Origin of the sequence: Klebsiella sp. 4_1_44FAA (genome assembly GCF_000238715.1) — a bacterium.
GTDB lineage: Bacteria > Pseudomonadota > Gammaproteobacteria > Enterobacterales > Enterobacteriaceae > Klebsiella > Klebsiella pneumoniae.
In genome coordinates, this window is sequence record NZ_JH414799.1 from 884,344 (window position 1) to 899,438 (window position 15,095).

A 15,095-nucleotide genomic window follows, 5' to 3' on the forward strand; every position below is an offset into this window, starting at 1 on the left:
TGCCAACGTAGCATTGTGATCTCCGGTTTATTGGTAGACCACAATGCTAGCGGTAGTGATGGGCTATTTCTGATTATGCTTAATCAGGTTTTGTTTCGGTTGGAATGCACCATCCTCACGCGTTATCTTGATATTGCGGGGGAAGTGCATACCGAGTTCACACCGGGCCAGCGCTTCGATAATTGCGTTAGTCCCATCTGGTAACACGATATGAACCGCATCACCTTTTTTCAGAGATAGTCTCAGCATATCAGCGCACCTGCAGTGAACGTTCGCCAATCTCAAGGTGAGCGCCCGGCACTGGATTTAACAGTTCTCCCGGTATCTCTCCGCCATCAGCAGTAATCTGTGCAGCCGCCGCCTGCGAGGATTCGATAGCCTCTTTGATCGCCTTTTTGTCCGGCGTAACCACTGTCTCAACGGTTACCAAATCATCCGGAAGTAAATCGACATTATCGATCACCACGTTGATTGCACCTTTGCGGGCGGTAAAGGTGTTCTTTGCAGTTTTAACGGTATCCTGCCCCGCGGCCAGCAGGCACTGAAGCACATAATTCTTCAGGTTGGTGATCTTACCTTCGAATGACTTTTTACGGGCGGCCAGGCGTTTGGCTTCTTCGTCGCAGGTTTTCGCCAGACCTTCAAGGTTGCGAACATGGACGAATACCGCGTCGAGTTTGTCGCCGAGCTGCAGCTCGAGCCCCTCCATTGTATCGGCGATCATTTCAGCTGACAGACCAGAACCGTCTTCATTTTCCAGAAGCGCCTGGAGTTTAGACATATCAGCAGCAATAGCGATTGCAGTTGTGGAAGTCATTATGCTTTCTCCTCGGCTTTATTCAGTTCTTTGAGACGACCATCTTTAATGGCAATCAGGCGGCGCAGGCGGCCAGAAAGATAGCGTTCATGTTGCTTGTCGCCGTTGGCCTGTGCGGCCTTAATGTGAACATCAATTTCACGTGCGATAGGGGAGAATACACCGTTTATTTCGTTCACTGTTACGCCATGTGCCAGTGTATTGGCGACGCGGGTTAGTTTGTCATCGAACTCCTGACGCAACCGCGCTGCATCTTCGGCGGTTTCGCTGGCGTTCTTAAGATCAAATTCGGCCTTGTTCTTTTGGCGGTACTCCAGATTGTCGTAAAGCCCCATAAATATATCGCCGCTGAATCCGAGGCCGGATAATGCCTTTTTGGTGGCGTCAGTTAGTGATTTTTTAGTAGCTTCGCCGTCGCAGATAGGGCCGTATTTACTGCCGTAAATGTAAGGGGTACATCCGTAGGCGTATTCTTCACCACGAACACCGTTTACCAGGTACCACAGCCTAATTTTTATCACATGGTGTTTTTCAGTTAGGAAGCCACCATTACCATCAGGGATCAGTTCCCATGTATTATTACCGTCAGCTCCTTTTACTGTACGTGTAATTGGTGCGCCATCATCAAAGCGTTCTTCCAGAATATCGACGCCCCAGCCGCTCCCTTTCAAGCCAAACTCACGTGTTGCTACCATCGTTAGGTACGTGCCATTGATCGAGGTGCCGCCGCCGTTCTGCGTAAAGGCTTTAGTAAACCGTTCATCAGTTTTGAAAACTCGTTTCCATAGTTCCAGATTGTCACGTTCTGTTTCCTGCATTTCGTTAATGCTCTGGACGACTTCGGAAGCTTTCGGCAGGTTCTCTTCTCGGTTAATTCGTTCAACAAGCTGATCAACGTCCTGAACGATAGTTTTTACTTTTTCACTCAACTTCTCTTCTGGCTCTGCTCCTTCACCAGAGGCATATACGCCATAGCCCATATCGTTGAGCGTCTCACGCGCCTGTTTGTCCTGGGTATCGGTTACAATCGGCGGCGGCACTTCCTCTTTTTTGACCACGTTTGAGGCGGTATTTTGCTCCGATGTCGGTTGTCTTTGTGATGAGCCTTCGTCTTCTTCAAAGCGGCCGTTAGCTTCAAGCCATGAAGTAATATGGCGGCGCAGACTTTCCGGAAAATGGTAAGTATCTTTCGCCGGAACGTTCTGCACTACGCCGAAAATGCTGGCACGGTCATATTTGAGTATGTTCGGTGTGACATGCAGTGATGCAGACCAACGATTAAAATCCTCACGATCGTCTGCAATGATTTTCTCCGCGTCGCGAAGGTTGCCTGATAATACTGGCGCGTCGGGAGAGATAGGGAGCAGCGCAACAGCGATCTCCTGATCCAGTGTTGCATAGGTATGTTTATAACCACGCTTTGGCGCGATTTTAACGTTGTTATCAGTGCTGGGGGTATAATTTTGGCCTGGTACCATTTCTTCGCGTTTACCTGGATTTTCAAGCCAGCGTTTTACAAATTGAGAAATAGCCGCTTTACCCGGCATCTGGTTTTCAAAATGGGAGAAGATGCCATGGATCAGATTGTTCAGACCTTCCACGTGCATATGTTTCACTGGTTCGTTATTGTGCAGGGCGCAAAGCACATTGAAATTAAAACGGTCATCCTCTTCTAGGGATTCGTCGTGGTTATCCAGATCATCAAGATAATCTACAACCTGCGAATAGAGCTGGCCGTTTATCTCTAATTTGCTGAAGAGTAATACAGCAGCAAAACGCTCCCTGGGGGATACCGTCATCAGATCGATAACTTCATCGCCTGCCGGCAACTCGGTGGCGCCGTCATCCTCGCTGTTAGCCACCCATTTTTCACCGTCAAAGGTGTTTTTCTGGGCGAACTGCTCATCGAACTGGCCGACTGCCGGCACTGGCTGGCCTTCAATGTGTTCCCACAGCTTAGGTTTGAAATAGTTGTCTCCGTTCGCCGGGTAAGACTCCCAGAGTTTTCCGGTCATAATACTTTCAGCGACTTTCTTGTTAGGTGCTTCGACGGCGATCGCCAGCTGCACGGCGCCGCAGTCCTTAATAGCCGATTTTTTTGGCTCAAATAAGCCGTTGTATATGGTCATTGGTCTTTCCTCTTTGTTGCAGGCGCAGGTCAGGCGCCAGATTTAGCTAGACGGATAGCAACTTTAATCCCGGCTTTTTTCTGTCGAAATGTCGGGAATTTTCCCTTTTCAGCATTAGCGTAAACTGTACCGGTGGTTGGGTAGAACTCTACACGACGAACACCGCCGATAATGGTGATATGCATCGTCCCTGAACCAAAGTCGCTATTATTTTCGTGCTCAAATGCTGATAAGCCAGCATCGATTATTTTTTCGATGAATGGGTTATTTGTCATAAGAACCTCAAAAAGGTACGTCGCTTTCTTCAATCGGAGAGTGGTCGATGCACAGCAGTTGCTGGATCTGGTCTTCAATAACATTTAACTGCATATCGGCTTCAACTGAGATTTGTTCTTTCCTTGCGCGCAGGGCGTTAACCTGCATCCCGATGATGTCGATCGGTTCTAACGGTGGGATGGGGAGATCCAGCGTTTTGGTCGAAACGAGAACGTATATACCGGGAAACTTCTGTGACATGTCACAAGTCGATGCATGGTAAGAGGTTGGTAAAAAAGGATTAGTTGTTGCCAGAACGTAGATTGTTACTGGGATGGTAAGCGCTTCCATAGCGACTCCTTGTTGATGTATACTCAGAGCCGATCAGTGTTGATTCTGTCGGCATTGGTCTTTCCTCGCTACGGGGTTGGTCCCCTGTAGCATTCCGGGCGGTTTGGTCACTGTCCCGGGTAAAATAGCCCACTTCGGTGGGCTTTTTTACGCCTGCTGGTTGCCGGTCTTTCCTGGCAGTCAGGGCTGGTCAGGCCCGTTGGTCATTGGTCTTTCCCCCCGGTCTTTCCCGGCGTCAGAGCTGGTCATGCTCACTGGTCTTTCCTCGCCACTTCCCTCTCTTGGAGGGCTTCAGTTTTCACTGAAGGGTCACAAAACCGTGCTGTTAAAAAAATTGCCCGCCGCAAAGCGGGCAAAGACTACACACAGCAGTTTTCCTCTGGTACCACGCTGGCTACGTGATTCTTTACAACTGGGAGCGCACTCCGCCTTTTGATTTAACAACATCGCCATAACTGATAAAAATGAAGTGCGCTCTCATGTTGTATCCCGGACTCTTCCCGGGAGTCACACCGTACCGCCACGATGGTGAATCGCCTGTCGTGCCTGGACACCTGGCTTGCACATTCCGGCTACCCGCTGGGCCATGTACCAAGGAGCCCCCGGACCGCTTCGACGCATGTGCCATACGCCGGTTGCAGTCTTTCCCGCATGTCATCGTACTGTCGGCGACCCGAAGAATTCGCGCCCGTCTTTCCGGGCTGTCAGAACTGTTTCTGAACAACTGCCGCGTGGTTAGTGCGTCGTTGATGTGATGGAGCTTAACCAAAGGTAAGTTAATGGTCAATGGAATTTACTTAAAAAAGTTAAGAGTGGATTGGGTGGATTTTAACTAAATGAATTTTATGGTTATTTTTTTGTGATTTTTTTCTTGTAGCTAACAGCTCTTCAAATAGCTTGTTAAAGCCTTCGACGCGCGACTCCAGTTCAGTCAAATGTCTGTCTTTTTCAGATTCTGGAAGTGAATCAAAGAGATCCAGTAGCTTCAACTGACGAGCATCAAGCTCTTTCGGTAATTCTTCTGCGGGCAGTGGCGATTGATCTTCATCGCCGTATAAGAGCCAGGTGGGGGAGCACTTCAGAGCTTTACTCAGCTTGAACAGGTTTTGCCCTTTAGGTTCTGTCTCACCATTTTCCCATTTGAAAATGGTGACGTGCGAAACCTTCACAGCATCAGCCAGCTTCTGCTGTGACATATCGAGTTCTGTTCTTCTGCGACGAATACGGTCGTTTAGCTCTGTGTTTTTCATGGGGGTTAATGTAAATTAATTTGACTTAGCTTTTGTTAAGTTATAATTTCCAAACAAACGTTAACGAAGGAGGTGCCCAGTGCTAACCGAAGACGCAGTTAAATATTTTGGCAGCAAGGCCAAATTGGCGAAGGCACTCGATGTCTCGCAACCTGCTGTTTCTCGTTGGGGAGAGATGATCCCAGAGAAAAGAGCAGCCCGTTTGTCACTAATGACTGATGGTGTTCTTGTCTATGACCCAAAGGCATACCAACTGCCTGCCAAAACAGCTTAACAATCAGCGTGATCTAAATCTGATTACGCTTAATCAATTTTCAGCGACAGGAGACGCGAAGTGGAAAACATCGAGGAACTGAAGCGAGAGATATTCAGCTGGGCGGCAGAAAGTGGGCAGGAGCTGGTTGCCATCGAGATAAGCCGTATGTGGTTTCGTCTCGGTGGTAACACCGGCGTGCTGAAACTGCACCAGATTGAAGATGCAGATGGAAAAGCAGACTGGCGGGCCATCAACAATAACCGCCAGCAGATTTTTCGCTGGCTGCGTGGAGAAACTAAAGCGGCCATAACCAAAACCCAAGCGCTGGCCAAGGCAATGGAAGCGGCGCTGCCGGCGGAACGTTACGCACGCCTGGACATGTCTACCCAGTATTTGATCTGCGTCGCCATACGCGAATTTGCGGCGGCCATTATCGCGTTATTGCTCGAGGCCAGAGACGGCCCGCAGCAAGTTGCGAAGGCATTGCAAGCGATGAGAGAAACACAGCGCCTGACCAGCGTTTAACCTGTACCGAGGAAAGACCAATGAGAACACAAGACCGCATCACCTGGCGGAACGGGTTTCGCCGGAACGGGGTGCAAGTCCCGATGGAAGATATCGAATCGATTTTTGAGGAACGTCGCGCTGCTGCGTTGACGATCTGGGAACGCTACGAGCTGCGCAAGGCAGAACTGCAGGAATTAGGTCTGACCCAGAAAGAATATGAAATAGCCTGCCGCCAGTTGGCCGATACGCTGGGGATCTGACTATGAGTATGACACTTATGGCCAAAGCAATGGCCATCAAAACCGGTAACCCGATACGAAAACTAGTGCTGATCAAACTGGCGGATAACGCCAATGATTCCGGCGAATGCTGGCCGTCTTATAAGTATATTGCCGATCACTGCGAATGCAGCAAAAGCGCAGTTCGTGACCATATCGATGCATTAATTTCTATGGGTCTGCTGGTCAAAGAAAACCGCCCGGGGGTAAAAAACGGAAAGGGAAACGCATCGAATCTGTATTGTATGAATCTCGATAACCCTATGCCGCCAAAAAGCATAGCCCCTATGCCGCCAGAAAGCACAGGTATGCCGCCAAAAAGCATAGCCCCTATGCCGTGTGGCGGCACCAGAACCAGTCACTCTTTTGAACCAGTCATAGAACCTACTGATCCCCCTAACCCCCAAACGGGGGAAGGCGAGGAAAGAATTAATTCTAATGCTAAAAAAGCGCTGGAATTTTACAACGAGAAAACGGGCACCCGCTGCCGAGACTTGAAACCGTTTGTGATGATGCTGACTCCTACCACCACTCGGGAAGGGTACACCCTGGACGAACTGCAGTTGGTTATCCGCTGGGTGCTGGCCACATGGCGCCGCCGCGGCGATAGCCTGCCGAAGCCTGCGAACATCTGCCGGATAAACCGCTTTGATGGATATCTTGCCGACGCTGAGGCATGGGCTGTTTTGGAGGCGAATATCGACCCGGAAGCCGTCATGAACGGCTACAACGAAATTTTCGCTGACGTTCTGCCTACTGCTGAACTGGATGCCGACCGCCGCCGGATGATCACCCGCCTGGCTGCTCACATGAAAAATAAAACTACCGGTGCATTCCTGGGGTACTTCGAAAAATTCCGCGCTGATGCTCCTGATTTTTATTTCGGTACAGATGGCGGATGGCGAGCCAGCTTTGACTACCTGATGAAACCAGAAACGTTACGTAATACCCGGGAAGGTTCGTTATGACTCCGCAGGAACTGGAAGCTTGTGTGCTGGCTGGCCTGCTAAATGGCGGCGCCAGTCCGGACGCATTCGACGTGATCGCCTCTACGCCTGAAGAATCTTTCAGCATCGGGTTTCACCGTCGCGCGTTCTCCGAAATTAAAAAACAGGCGCTGGCGAACGGCCTGATCGACATGCTGTTTGTCAGTGAAGCGCTGGGCGGTAGTAGCCTGGCTGATTTATCAGAAATTACACGTATGCCTGCCACGGTACCGAACCTGAAGGGTTACGCCGGCAAAATGGTTAAGGCGTGGCGCAGCCGCCGTATGGCCGAATTACTGCAGCAGGGCGCTGATGGCATCCGGCAGGCAAACAACCAGGAACAGCGCGATCAGGTTGTTGAAACTGCCGTGGCGCAGCTGCTGGACATGACCGGAGACACTGGCGACGTGCAGCCGGTACACATGAGCGAATTATTGCCTGTGTACATGGAAACCATGCAGAAACGCATGGACGGCGAAGAGGGCACCCGAAACCTGAAAACGGGGATCGAGGAACTGGACGATGCGACCGGTGGAATCAACCTGCAAGATTTGATTGTCGTCGCCGGGCGTCCGGGCATGGGAAAAACAGAATTTGCGCTGAAACTTGTCGATGGCGTTACCGCTGCCGGCGGTGGTGCGCTGATATTCAGTATGGAAATGGCTGCTGCGCAAATTGTAGAACGCTCTCTGGCAGGCTCTGGAAACATGTCGGTGTCACGCCTGCGTAATCCTCTCGATATGCACGATGAGGACTGGGCGCGCTTTACAGCGGCCATGGAAACCATGAACGGGCGCGATATCTGGATCGTCGATGCTACCGATCTGACAATTGAGCAAATCCGGGCTGTTGCAGAGACGCATAAGCGCCGCTATCCGCATCTGGCGATGATCGTTGTTGATTACCTTGGCCTGATTAAAAAACCGAAGGCAGAGCGTAACGACCTGGCGATCGCCCATATTTCCCGAAACCTTAAAACTATGGCTATGCGCCTGCATACGCCAACGTTCGCGCTTAGCCAGCTTTCTCGCGCCGTGGATTCCCGTCCGGCGACCCAGCGTCGCCCGGTTATGTCAGACCTCCGCGACTCCGGTTCTATCGAGCAGGACGCCGACAGCATCATGTTCCTGTACCGCGATGAAGTCTACAACCCTGAAAGCCCGGCGGCGGGGATCGCCGAAATCATCCTGGGGAAAAGTCGATTCAGTGCTGCTGGTGCCGTTATCTATCAGGAGTTCAAAAACGGTCACTTCCTGCACGTTGATCAGCATGTCGGCAAAGAGAAAACACGCATTCAGCTGGAGGCAACAAAACCACGAAAACAACCGCGTAGATATTCAGAGAAGTACAACACCGATGCATTTTAACTGCGCCTGACCAGCGCAATAAAACCGAGGAAAGACCTATGACCACGAATTTAAATTACCCAAAACCTGTAAATCCAGATGATGGCTGTAACTGGATCCCCGTTATTCTGTGGCGCATGAACGCCGGCGCCCGTGCGCGTAGCCGTTCTGTATTCGTCGCTGCTCCGCGGCCAGAACCAGTTCCGGGGATCACCCCGAAAAAGCCGGTAAAACGTGAAACTGCTACGGCCGCGGTATCCGGCCGCCGTCGTAAAACACATGTCGGCACCGTGATTTATTACAAGGGTGAAAAAACTGTACGGCTCAGCGAGGGTGCTACCGTTTGGTCTGCTGGGCCTAATGAGCATTTTGATAAAAAAACTGGCCAGCGTGTCGGCAGCATTGGCCGGCATCGCCTGCTGCTGGAGAGTATTAAACCCCTGAATAGCACCATTGACGAAGTTTCTGCCCAGCAGTTGGTTGCGCTGATGAAGGGTAAAACACTGTCTTATCAGAACATTCTTTCAGCCATCAAAAAACATCATCCTGATGCTGAGATCACCTTGCGTGATCTGCAAAAACGTATCTCGACGATGCTCGCATCGAATCACGTCGGAATTATTCGGCATGACGACATGCCAGTGCCGCATTTCACACTGACCAGCGTGGATCCCCGCTATTACGCCAACTCTGAAAAAACGAGGGCATGAGGCATGGCCGGGCAATCAGATTATCTGCCGCCCGGCTTACCGCTCAATCGCGCCAAATGGCCGCAGGAGTGCCAGATCAAAGAGCACTACGACATGCGGGCTGCGGCACTCATACGTCAGCTGTTCGAGAAGAAAGTTACTCGTCAGTTCATCGTTGAGTCGATTGCAGCGACGCCGGAAAGCTACCGGGAATTTTTCAAAGCGAGATTAAATTTTTGGCGGGAGAAGAGAGCATGAAACAGTTTCTAAACATCGGTTTGATGGGAGTTAAAAAAAATGGCTAAAAACTCGATCGACGCGTATGGCGCCAGCGGCAAAACCAACGTTCTGATGTTCGAGCCGGAAAAGCTGCATCTGGTTACCGACAAAACCCATCTTCTCTACGATGAACGTATTAACCTGCCGATCGACGAAGGGATGGTTCTGAACATCAAGGAGCTGGGTGTACTGGAGCCGATTATCGTCTGGAAAGACCCTGAAACTGGGCTCACCTGCGTGGTTGTTGGCCGTCAGCGCGTTAAACATACTCTGGAGGCAAATAAGCTTCTTTTGAAAGAGGGCAAAGACCCACTGCTTGTTCCTGGAGTCGTTAAACGCGGTTCCGCAAATCAGATGGCTAAATACATGGTCAGCGAAAACGAAATTCGCCGACCTGATACACCGCTTGGCCGGGCAAAAAAAATGTCAGACGCGCTCGACCGCGGGCTCGATGAGGACGACATTGCTGTGTTGTTTGGCTGCAGCGTTCAGACCGTCCGCGCAACGCTCTCCCTCCTCGATGCTACTCAGGCCGTCAGGGACGCGGTGGAATCTGGCACAGTCACCGTTACCCAGGCACGTCAGCTGGCATCGCTTAAACCAGAAGAGCAGCGGGAGAAGGTTTCTGAAATCGAAGCGGCAACTGCTGGCACAACCGGCCATGAAAAAGCCCGGCGTCAGCGCGCTGTGCTTGGCGAAACTAAGCCACGTCTCAAATCACGCAAAGAAATCACAAAAGCCCTCGAAGGTGCCAGCGGTGAATACGCTGAAGCACTGCGCTGGGTGCTTGGGGAGGCTCAATGAACTTTGAACCTGAAAATTATAGCCGGCGCGCTCTGCTCTGGTTCGCAGCTGTGATCGACATTGCCGGTTGGGTCGCTGTTATCGTCGTGACCTGGGGGATCTGCAAACTGATTGAGTGGTGGACGGCATGAACGAAAAATACACCCTGATTTATGCAGATCCGCCCTGGACCTACCGCGACAAAGCCAAAGATGGAGAACGTGGCGCAGGGCATAAATACCAGACAATGACTGTGCTCGATATCTGCCGTCTCCCGGTCTGGGAGCTGGCCGCTGAAAACTGCCTGCTGGCTATGTGGTGGGTTCCGACTCAGCCGTTGGAGGCGTTGCGGGTAGTCGAGGCGTGGGGATTCCGCCTGATGACCATGAAAGGCTTTACGTGGAACAAATGCTACAGCCGGCAGACCAACAAAATGGCCCTGGGAATGGGCCATTTAACCAGGGCTAACAGCGAGGATTGTCTTTTCGCTGTGCAAGGGAAATTACCCGCCCGGTTGGATGCAGGGATCGTTCAGTCATTCACGGCCCCGCGTCTGGAGCATTCGCGCAAACCGGATATCGTGCGGGAAAAGCTGGTGCAGCTGCTGGGCGATGTACCGCGTATTGAGTTATTCGCCCGCCAGTCATCGCATGGTTTCGATGTGTGGGGCAATCAGTGTGAATCGCCAGCGGTGGCGCTGCTGCCGGGCATTGCAGAATATATCGGAGAGGTTGCTTAGCCATGAAAAACACAATTCAGGACTTAATGAATCACCAGTTCGCAATGCTGGAAACCGTCACCGATCCCAACATCAAAGGCGAACTGCTTCAGGAAGAGTTATCGAGGGCTAAAGCGGTAGTGGAAATCGTTGGGGTGATGGTGGGCACTTATCGCGTCGCCCTCGATGCTCAGAAGGCTATTTATGACGGCACAGCGGGGAATGTGCCTAAGATTATGGGGATCGAAAAATGATAGAAAAATACTCTCCAGCCCAAGAATTGTTTATAAAGCGGCATATTAAAAGTTCTACTGCGCGTGAATTAACTGAAATGTTTAACGCTCAATTTTGTACTAATAAGAGCGTTGGGGCTATCCGTATTTGGTGTAAATCGCATGGGCTAGGAAAGCAGTTTTTGATTGAGCCGCGCTATACCGATGAGCAGCTAACTTTCATTTATGCCAATAGGAATCTAACGAATGCTGAACTTACAGAACGGTTCAACAGACGATTTGGTACCGATAAAAAGCCTGACAATATCAAGGATGTAAAGATAGCTCGCGGATGGACTCGCGAGCCTAAAGGCCGGAAACGTATTCTTCCCCAGTACATCACTGTTAATAAAGAAAAAATCAGACTCGATGTATACGTATATGAATGCGTACATGGAAAGTTACCTCCCGGTTATTCGGTTATTCATCTGGATAATGATTTAAATAATAACAATATCGATAATCTGCGCGCGGCACCGAAAGAAATACGTAGACTGTTCTCTGGCGCAGGCTACTCGAAAATGCCACAGGTGCTTGCCCCAGCGTTGTATGCACAGGTAATGCTCCGCCATGCGATCAAACGATTGTCCAGCTAACTGGGGTGGTTAATGGCTAAATCATCCGCAGAACGTAAAGCCGCGCAGAGGGCGCGGCAATCTGCCGCCGGCAACCGGAAAATTGAGCTGGTTCTCGATGCGCAGGAACTGGACATGCTGGCGCGTAACTGCGCCGCCCGGCGACCTGGTCGTGATCCGTACGAAATGGCGGAGTACAAGCGCTACTGATCCGCCAGGATGATGCTCGGCTTAGTGGCCACATCAAATCGATCAGTAAACGCCTGTGTGGAAAGTGCGGTGAGTCGCTGCCGATCACCTCGTGCCCGTGCGTTGGTGATTCGCAATGCTGGGTAACGCGAGGTTGGCACGAAACCAAACTGTCAGCATAGCGAACAACCATACCAGATAAAACAGAACCGTCAGAAATGGCGGTTTTCTTTTTAATTCAATCGGATATTTTGAGGTTTATTGTTGATTTTTAACGATTAGTGCTCTTAAAAATTTGCGCACACTGTCAGTTGGTAGTATATATACTGTAATTTTATACAGTATTTGTTGAGGGAGAGGTAGTGGTTGATAAGAAAGACGCAGGAGACCTTCTCCCCGACGATGGCGATGTACTGATAACGTGTGAAAATGGGAAGATCAAGAAGACCAGAATAGTCCACTCTGATGAGCATGTGGCGACACTTAACGCGTTGTTTGAGTTAGCTAAATTGACTGGTTACACTATTATCAAACCAGACGGTACTATGCTATAATTACCCTGTTGGCCTGAACACCCAACACAATGTAATTCTGAACAATTGCTGCGCTAAAGGGGAACCCAATGGCGCAGTATTCATTTATCAAATCAGCAGGCGATGTATTAATCCCTGCATCTCCAGACGCCCGCGAGTTTGTGAAGAAAATTCGCCTGGGGGCAGTCCTTTACTCTGATTTTAAGCAGGCAAGAAACCCGGCATTTCACCGCAAATTTTTTGCCCTCCTGAATCTGGGATTTGATTACTGGCAACCTTCCGGCGGTGCAATATCGCCAGCCGATAAAAAACTGGTTCGTGGTTACGTGCAGCTGGTGGCCCACTATGCCGGGCACGGCGACACATTGCAGGAACTGGCGGATCAATATCTTCGCGATGAGGCGGAAAAACGCGCCGGGAATATCAGCGCTGTTAAATCATTCGAGGCGTTTCGTGCCTGGGTAACCATCGAAGCTGGTTTTTATAACGAATATCAGATGCCTGATGGCACCATCCGCAAAGAGCCAAAGTCCATATCGTTCGCCAAAATGGACGACCTTGAATTCTCCCAGCTTTATAAGTCAGTCCTCGACGTTCTCTGGAACTTCATTCTGTTCCGCGCCTTCCCAACGCAGCAGGCAGCAGAAAACGCAGCCTCTCAGCTTTTCAGTTATGCGGCCTGAGGTCACCACCATGACTAAAGATGATAAAGACTGGCTGTCAGACGTAGCCGAACTGGGTTGCATTGTCTGTCGCAATCTCGGTTTCGGTTCCACTCCGGCAGAAATTCACCACATCCGAACCGGGCAGGGCGCTGGCCAGCGCGCAAATCACAAAAGAACCTTGCCCCTTTGCCCTGCACATCACCGCACTGGCGGTTTTGGCGTGGCAATTCATGCCGGACAAAAGACATGGGAGGGCAAATACGGTACCGAACTGGAGTTGCTCGATCAGGTGACGACTGAAGTGAAGGTATTGCGCCTATGTCGGGTTTAACCAGAAAAAAAATTGCGGTGCTTGAGCTTATTCGCACCTGTTCGGAAGGGGTAACGTCTGCCGAAGTGATGTATTCGCTCGGTATGTCACGCAGCACTGTATTTTTTATTTTGGACAGTCTGCTTAAAGACAATCTTATATTCCGCGCCCACAACGAAACAGGACGAAATTCACGTCGCATTTATTTCCCAACGGCAGAGCTGGCGGAGAAGTTTTCCGGAAACAAAATCCCTATGAGCAAACGTGAAAGCTTTTTCGACTCCTGCCGGCGCCACAGCAAAAACTACATGATCACTCTGCTGCTGCGGAGTGCACGACAACCACCAAAAGAGTAAACACCATGAGCGACAAAGATATCGAGCAGCAAATCAAATCCAAAGGTTTAACCGCGGCCCGCGTTATGCTGGATGATTTTAAAGAAAACATCGTCAATACAGAGATCGTTAAACACGTTTCCGTATCAGGTCAGGTACTCCGTTGGGCCGTACTGACCACGAAAAATGGTTTTGCTGTGACTGGCAGACCCTCATGCTCAGCCTCTTCAGAAAACGATGACGCTGAAATTGGTGAGCAGATAGCCATCGAAAATGCAGAAAACGAGCTGTGGCCGCTTATGGGTTACGCCCTGAAACAGCGCCTGCATGACTCTGGCGGTCATACCGAAGAGGAAAACTTCGAACACTTCCTTTCCTATTCTGGATTCCACAGCGAAAGCGATGAAGTGATCGAGAAGCTGCGTAAAGCCTTTTCTGATGGCGGCTACGCACTGCAGTGGAAATAAGCAGTAAACACTCTCACACCCAACCAATGAGGAAAGACCAATGACTAAACATATTGGCGTCAAATTAATTAATGCGTTCCCTATGACCCGCCACGAGTATAACGCTTTCCGCGGCTGGCAGCTTCCTGCCGACGAGAACGGCGCGGATGAAGGCTATCTGGTTGAGTATCTGGATGGCGGAAAACCTAACACCGATCGCTTTGATGGCTACGTTAGCTGGAGTCCGAAAGATGTATTCGAAAAGGCTTACCGTCCGGTATCAGGGCTAAGTTTCGGCCTTGCCATTGAAGCGCTCAAGAAGGGTAAAAAAGTTGCCCGCGCTGGCTGGAACGGTAAGGGGATGTGGTTGGCATATGTTAAGCCGCACAGTGAAGCCGTTCACACTGGCAACACTCCTTGCTTTTGCAGTCGCGTCTTTGAGTTGCCGGAGGGGACGCAGGGAGACCCGAAACGCGCACCGGAACAACTGCCGTATATTGCCATGAAAACAGCGGACGATAAATTAGTGCCGTGGCTGGCTAGTCAGACTGATGTCCTAGCCGAAGACTGGAACATCGTTGAGTAATTTCCGCAAAGGCCATCTCCCCTGGTGGCCTTGACAGAAAACACCAGAAACGGAGTAACAAATGATCACCCTTAATGACGAAGAAGCCGAAAAACTGCTGGAGCTGATGAAAGCCCGCTTCCTTAAAGCGCACCTCAATACAGCCATGTACGGCGCAGCTGCGTACGCGAACGGCAATTCTGACCGTGTGATTTTACGCGCAGTAAAAAACGGCGACGCCCCTGAACTGAAAATTATGATGGCCGCTATGGCTCTCATCCCTGAAGAGGAAGACAACAGTGAAAAAACTGCATGAGTTAGACACCAGTATTCAGGTGGAGATCGTCAAAAGTGCTGGCGCTGTTCTGGCTAAAAATTTTGGCTGGCCCGGCGGTTCGGATGGAACGCAGGCAGCTAAAGACATTGTCACATCTGTCGTGGATGCATTCCTGTCGCTTTACCCGGAAGAAAAACCACACGATGAAAAAATTGAAGAGCCAAAAAGCGATCCCGAAGAAATTCAGCAGAAGCGGAAATACACCCGTCGTAACACGGAGTAAT

24 protein-coding genes and 2 pseudogenes are annotated in these 15,095 nt (G+C 50.5%); 20 read left to right on the plus strand and 6 right to left on the minus strand.

The genetic code is table 11. The features are described from left to right. Positions 1-63: 63 nt before the first annotated feature. The 6 genes from HMPREF1024_RS16365 to HMPREF1024_RS16340 all read right to left on the minus strand — a co-directional run bounded on the left by HMPREF1024_RS16365 (position 64) and on the right by HMPREF1024_RS16340 (position 4,802). Positions 64-249: a hypothetical protein gene (locus HMPREF1024_RS16365; protein ID WP_004141609.1), complete on the minus strand. Its 186-nt coding sequence runs from the start codon at positions 247-249 to the stop codon at positions 64-66. A 1-nt stretch (position 250) separates the two neighbouring features. Further along, complete coding sequence (locus HMPREF1024_RS16360) at positions 251-817, minus strand: siphovirus Gp157 family protein (protein WP_009308318.1); 567 nt, start codon at positions 815-817, stop codon at positions 251-253. Then, positions 817-2,946: a hypothetical protein gene (locus HMPREF1024_RS16355; protein WP_009308320.1), complete on the minus strand. Its 2,130-nt coding sequence runs from the start codon at positions 2,944-2,946 to the stop codon at positions 817-819. Before HMPREF1024_RS16355 ends, HMPREF1024_RS16360 begins: the two co-directional genes overlap by 1 nt. A gap of 29 nt (positions 2,947-2,975) precedes the next feature. Further along, positions 2,976-3,221, minus strand: a complete 246-nt coding sequence (locus tag HMPREF1024_RS16350) for a hypothetical protein (protein ID WP_009308322.1) — start codon at positions 3,219-3,221, stop codon at positions 2,976-2,978. A gap of 7 nt (positions 3,222-3,228) precedes the next feature. After that, on the minus strand, positions 3,229-3,552 hold the full coding sequence (locus tag HMPREF1024_RS16345; RefSeq protein ID WP_009308324.1) for a hypothetical protein: 324 nt from the start codon (positions 3,550-3,552) through the stop codon (positions 3,229-3,231). A gap of 806 nt (positions 3,553-4,358) precedes the next feature. Then, positions 4,359-4,802: a helix-turn-helix domain-containing protein gene (locus tag HMPREF1024_RS16340; RefSeq protein ID WP_009308325.1), complete on the minus strand. Its 444-nt coding sequence runs from the start codon at positions 4,800-4,802 to the stop codon at positions 4,359-4,361. A gap of 79 nt (positions 4,803-4,881) precedes the next feature. Between HMPREF1024_RS16340 and HMPREF1024_RS0126205 the strand changes: the two genes are divergently transcribed. The 20 genes and pseudogenes from HMPREF1024_RS0126205 (at position 4,882) to HMPREF1024_RS16255 (ending at position 15,094) form a co-directional block, all read left to right on the plus strand. Beyond that, complete coding sequence (locus tag HMPREF1024_RS0126205) at positions 4,882-5,076, plus strand: Cro/CI family transcriptional regulator (protein ID WP_024623103.1); 195 nt, start codon at positions 4,882-4,884, stop codon at positions 5,074-5,076. A 60-nt stretch (positions 5,077-5,136) separates the two neighbouring features. Beyond that, positions 5,137-5,583 carry a toxin YdaT family protein gene (locus HMPREF1024_RS16335; RefSeq protein WP_004199487.1) on the plus strand — a complete coding sequence of 149 codons (447 nt, stop codon included), beginning with the start codon at positions 5,137-5,139 and terminating at the stop codon, positions 5,581-5,583. Positions 5,584-5,603: 20 nt separating this feature from the next. Next, positions 5,604-5,825 carry a hypothetical protein gene (locus tag HMPREF1024_RS16330; RefSeq protein WP_004141593.1) on the plus strand — a complete coding sequence of 74 codons (222 nt, stop codon included), beginning with the start codon at positions 5,604-5,606 and terminating at the stop codon, positions 5,823-5,825. A gap of 2 nt (positions 5,826-5,827) precedes the next feature. Next, positions 5,828-6,811, plus strand: a complete 984-nt coding sequence (locus HMPREF1024_RS16325; RefSeq protein WP_032451347.1) for a helix-turn-helix domain-containing protein — start codon at positions 5,828-5,830, stop codon at positions 6,809-6,811. Continuing rightward, positions 6,808-8,196, plus strand: a complete 1,389-nt coding sequence (locus tag HMPREF1024_RS16320) for a replicative DNA helicase (RefSeq protein ID WP_009308332.1) — start codon at positions 6,808-6,810, stop codon at positions 8,194-8,196. Before HMPREF1024_RS16325 ends, HMPREF1024_RS16320 begins: the two co-directional genes overlap by 4 nt. Before the next feature lie 38 nt (positions 8,197-8,234). After that, positions 8,235-8,885 (plus strand): hypothetical protein, encoded by a 651-nt coding sequence (locus tag HMPREF1024_RS16315; RefSeq protein ID WP_009308333.1) that lies wholly within the window; start codon positions 8,235-8,237, stop codon positions 8,883-8,885. Positions 8,886-8,888: 3 nt separating this feature from the next. Further along, positions 8,889-9,122: a hypothetical protein gene (locus HMPREF1024_RS16310; RefSeq protein ID WP_009308334.1), complete on the plus strand. Its 234-nt coding sequence runs from the start codon at positions 8,889-8,891 to the stop codon at positions 9,120-9,122. A gap of 39 nt (positions 9,123-9,161) precedes the next feature. Further along, positions 9,162-9,947, plus strand: coding sequence for a ParB/RepB/Spo0J family partition protein (locus tag HMPREF1024_RS16305; protein WP_009308335.1), 786 nt, complete (start codon positions 9,162-9,164; stop codon positions 9,945-9,947). Then, entirely contained in the window at positions 9,944-10,078 is a 135-nt protein-coding gene (locus tag HMPREF1024_RS31960) for a hypothetical protein (RefSeq protein ID WP_004199522.1), read from the plus strand. The genes HMPREF1024_RS16305 and HMPREF1024_RS31960 overlap by 4 nt, the downstream gene beginning before the upstream one ends. Then, the gene (locus HMPREF1024_RS16300) at positions 10,075-10,665 is read left to right on the plus strand and encodes an MT-A70 family methyltransferase (RefSeq protein ID WP_009308336.1); all 591 of its coding nucleotides are present in this window, start codon (positions 10,075-10,077) and stop codon (positions 10,663-10,665) included. Before HMPREF1024_RS31960 ends, HMPREF1024_RS16300 begins: the two co-directional genes overlap by 4 nt. A gap of 2 nt (positions 10,666-10,667) precedes the next feature. Next, on the plus strand, positions 10,668-10,898 hold the full coding sequence (locus HMPREF1024_RS16295) for a hypothetical protein (protein WP_009308338.1): 231 nt from the start codon (positions 10,668-10,670) through the stop codon (positions 10,896-10,898). Next, entirely contained in the window at positions 10,895-11,512 is a 618-nt protein-coding gene (locus tag HMPREF1024_RS16290) for an HNH endonuclease (protein WP_009308339.1), read from the plus strand. Before HMPREF1024_RS16295 ends, HMPREF1024_RS16290 begins: the two co-directional genes overlap by 4 nt. Positions 11,513-11,524: 12 nt before the next feature. Continuing rightward, positions 11,525-11,862: pseudogene (locus HMPREF1024_RS0126210) on the plus strand (hypothetical protein). Positions 11,863-12,302: 440 nt separating this feature from the next. Continuing rightward, entirely contained in the window at positions 12,303-12,896 is a 594-nt protein-coding gene (locus HMPREF1024_RS16285; RefSeq protein WP_009308341.1) for a DUF1367 family protein, read from the plus strand. Positions 12,897-12,906: 10 nt separating this feature from the next. After that, entirely contained in the window at positions 12,907-13,209 is a 303-nt protein-coding gene (locus HMPREF1024_RS16280) for a Ref family recombination enhancement nuclease (RefSeq protein ID WP_009308344.1), read from the plus strand. Beyond that, a complete protein-coding gene (locus tag HMPREF1024_RS16275; RefSeq protein WP_004199527.1) occupies positions 13,197-13,544 on the plus strand; it encodes a helix-turn-helix domain-containing protein in 348 nt (115 codons plus the stop codon). Before HMPREF1024_RS16280 ends, HMPREF1024_RS16275 begins: the two co-directional genes overlap by 13 nt. A 5-nt stretch (positions 13,545-13,549) precedes the next feature. Beyond that, positions 13,550-13,849: pseudogene (locus tag HMPREF1024_RS16270) on the plus strand (Gp49 family protein); the annotation flags it as partial. 181 nt (positions 13,850-14,030) lie between these two features. Then, positions 14,031-14,555: a DUF2829 domain-containing protein gene (locus HMPREF1024_RS16265; RefSeq protein WP_009308348.1), complete on the plus strand. Its 525-nt coding sequence runs from the start codon at positions 14,031-14,033 to the stop codon at positions 14,553-14,555. 61 nt (positions 14,556-14,616) lie between these two features. Beyond that, positions 14,617-14,850: a hypothetical protein gene (locus HMPREF1024_RS16260; RefSeq protein WP_009308350.1), complete on the plus strand. Its 234-nt coding sequence runs from the start codon at positions 14,617-14,619 to the stop codon at positions 14,848-14,850. Further along, entirely contained in the window at positions 14,834-15,094 is a 261-nt protein-coding gene (locus HMPREF1024_RS16255; protein WP_009308351.1) for a hypothetical protein, read from the plus strand. The genes HMPREF1024_RS16260 and HMPREF1024_RS16255 overlap by 17 nt, the downstream gene beginning before the upstream one ends. Position 15,095 lies beyond the last annotated feature (1 nt).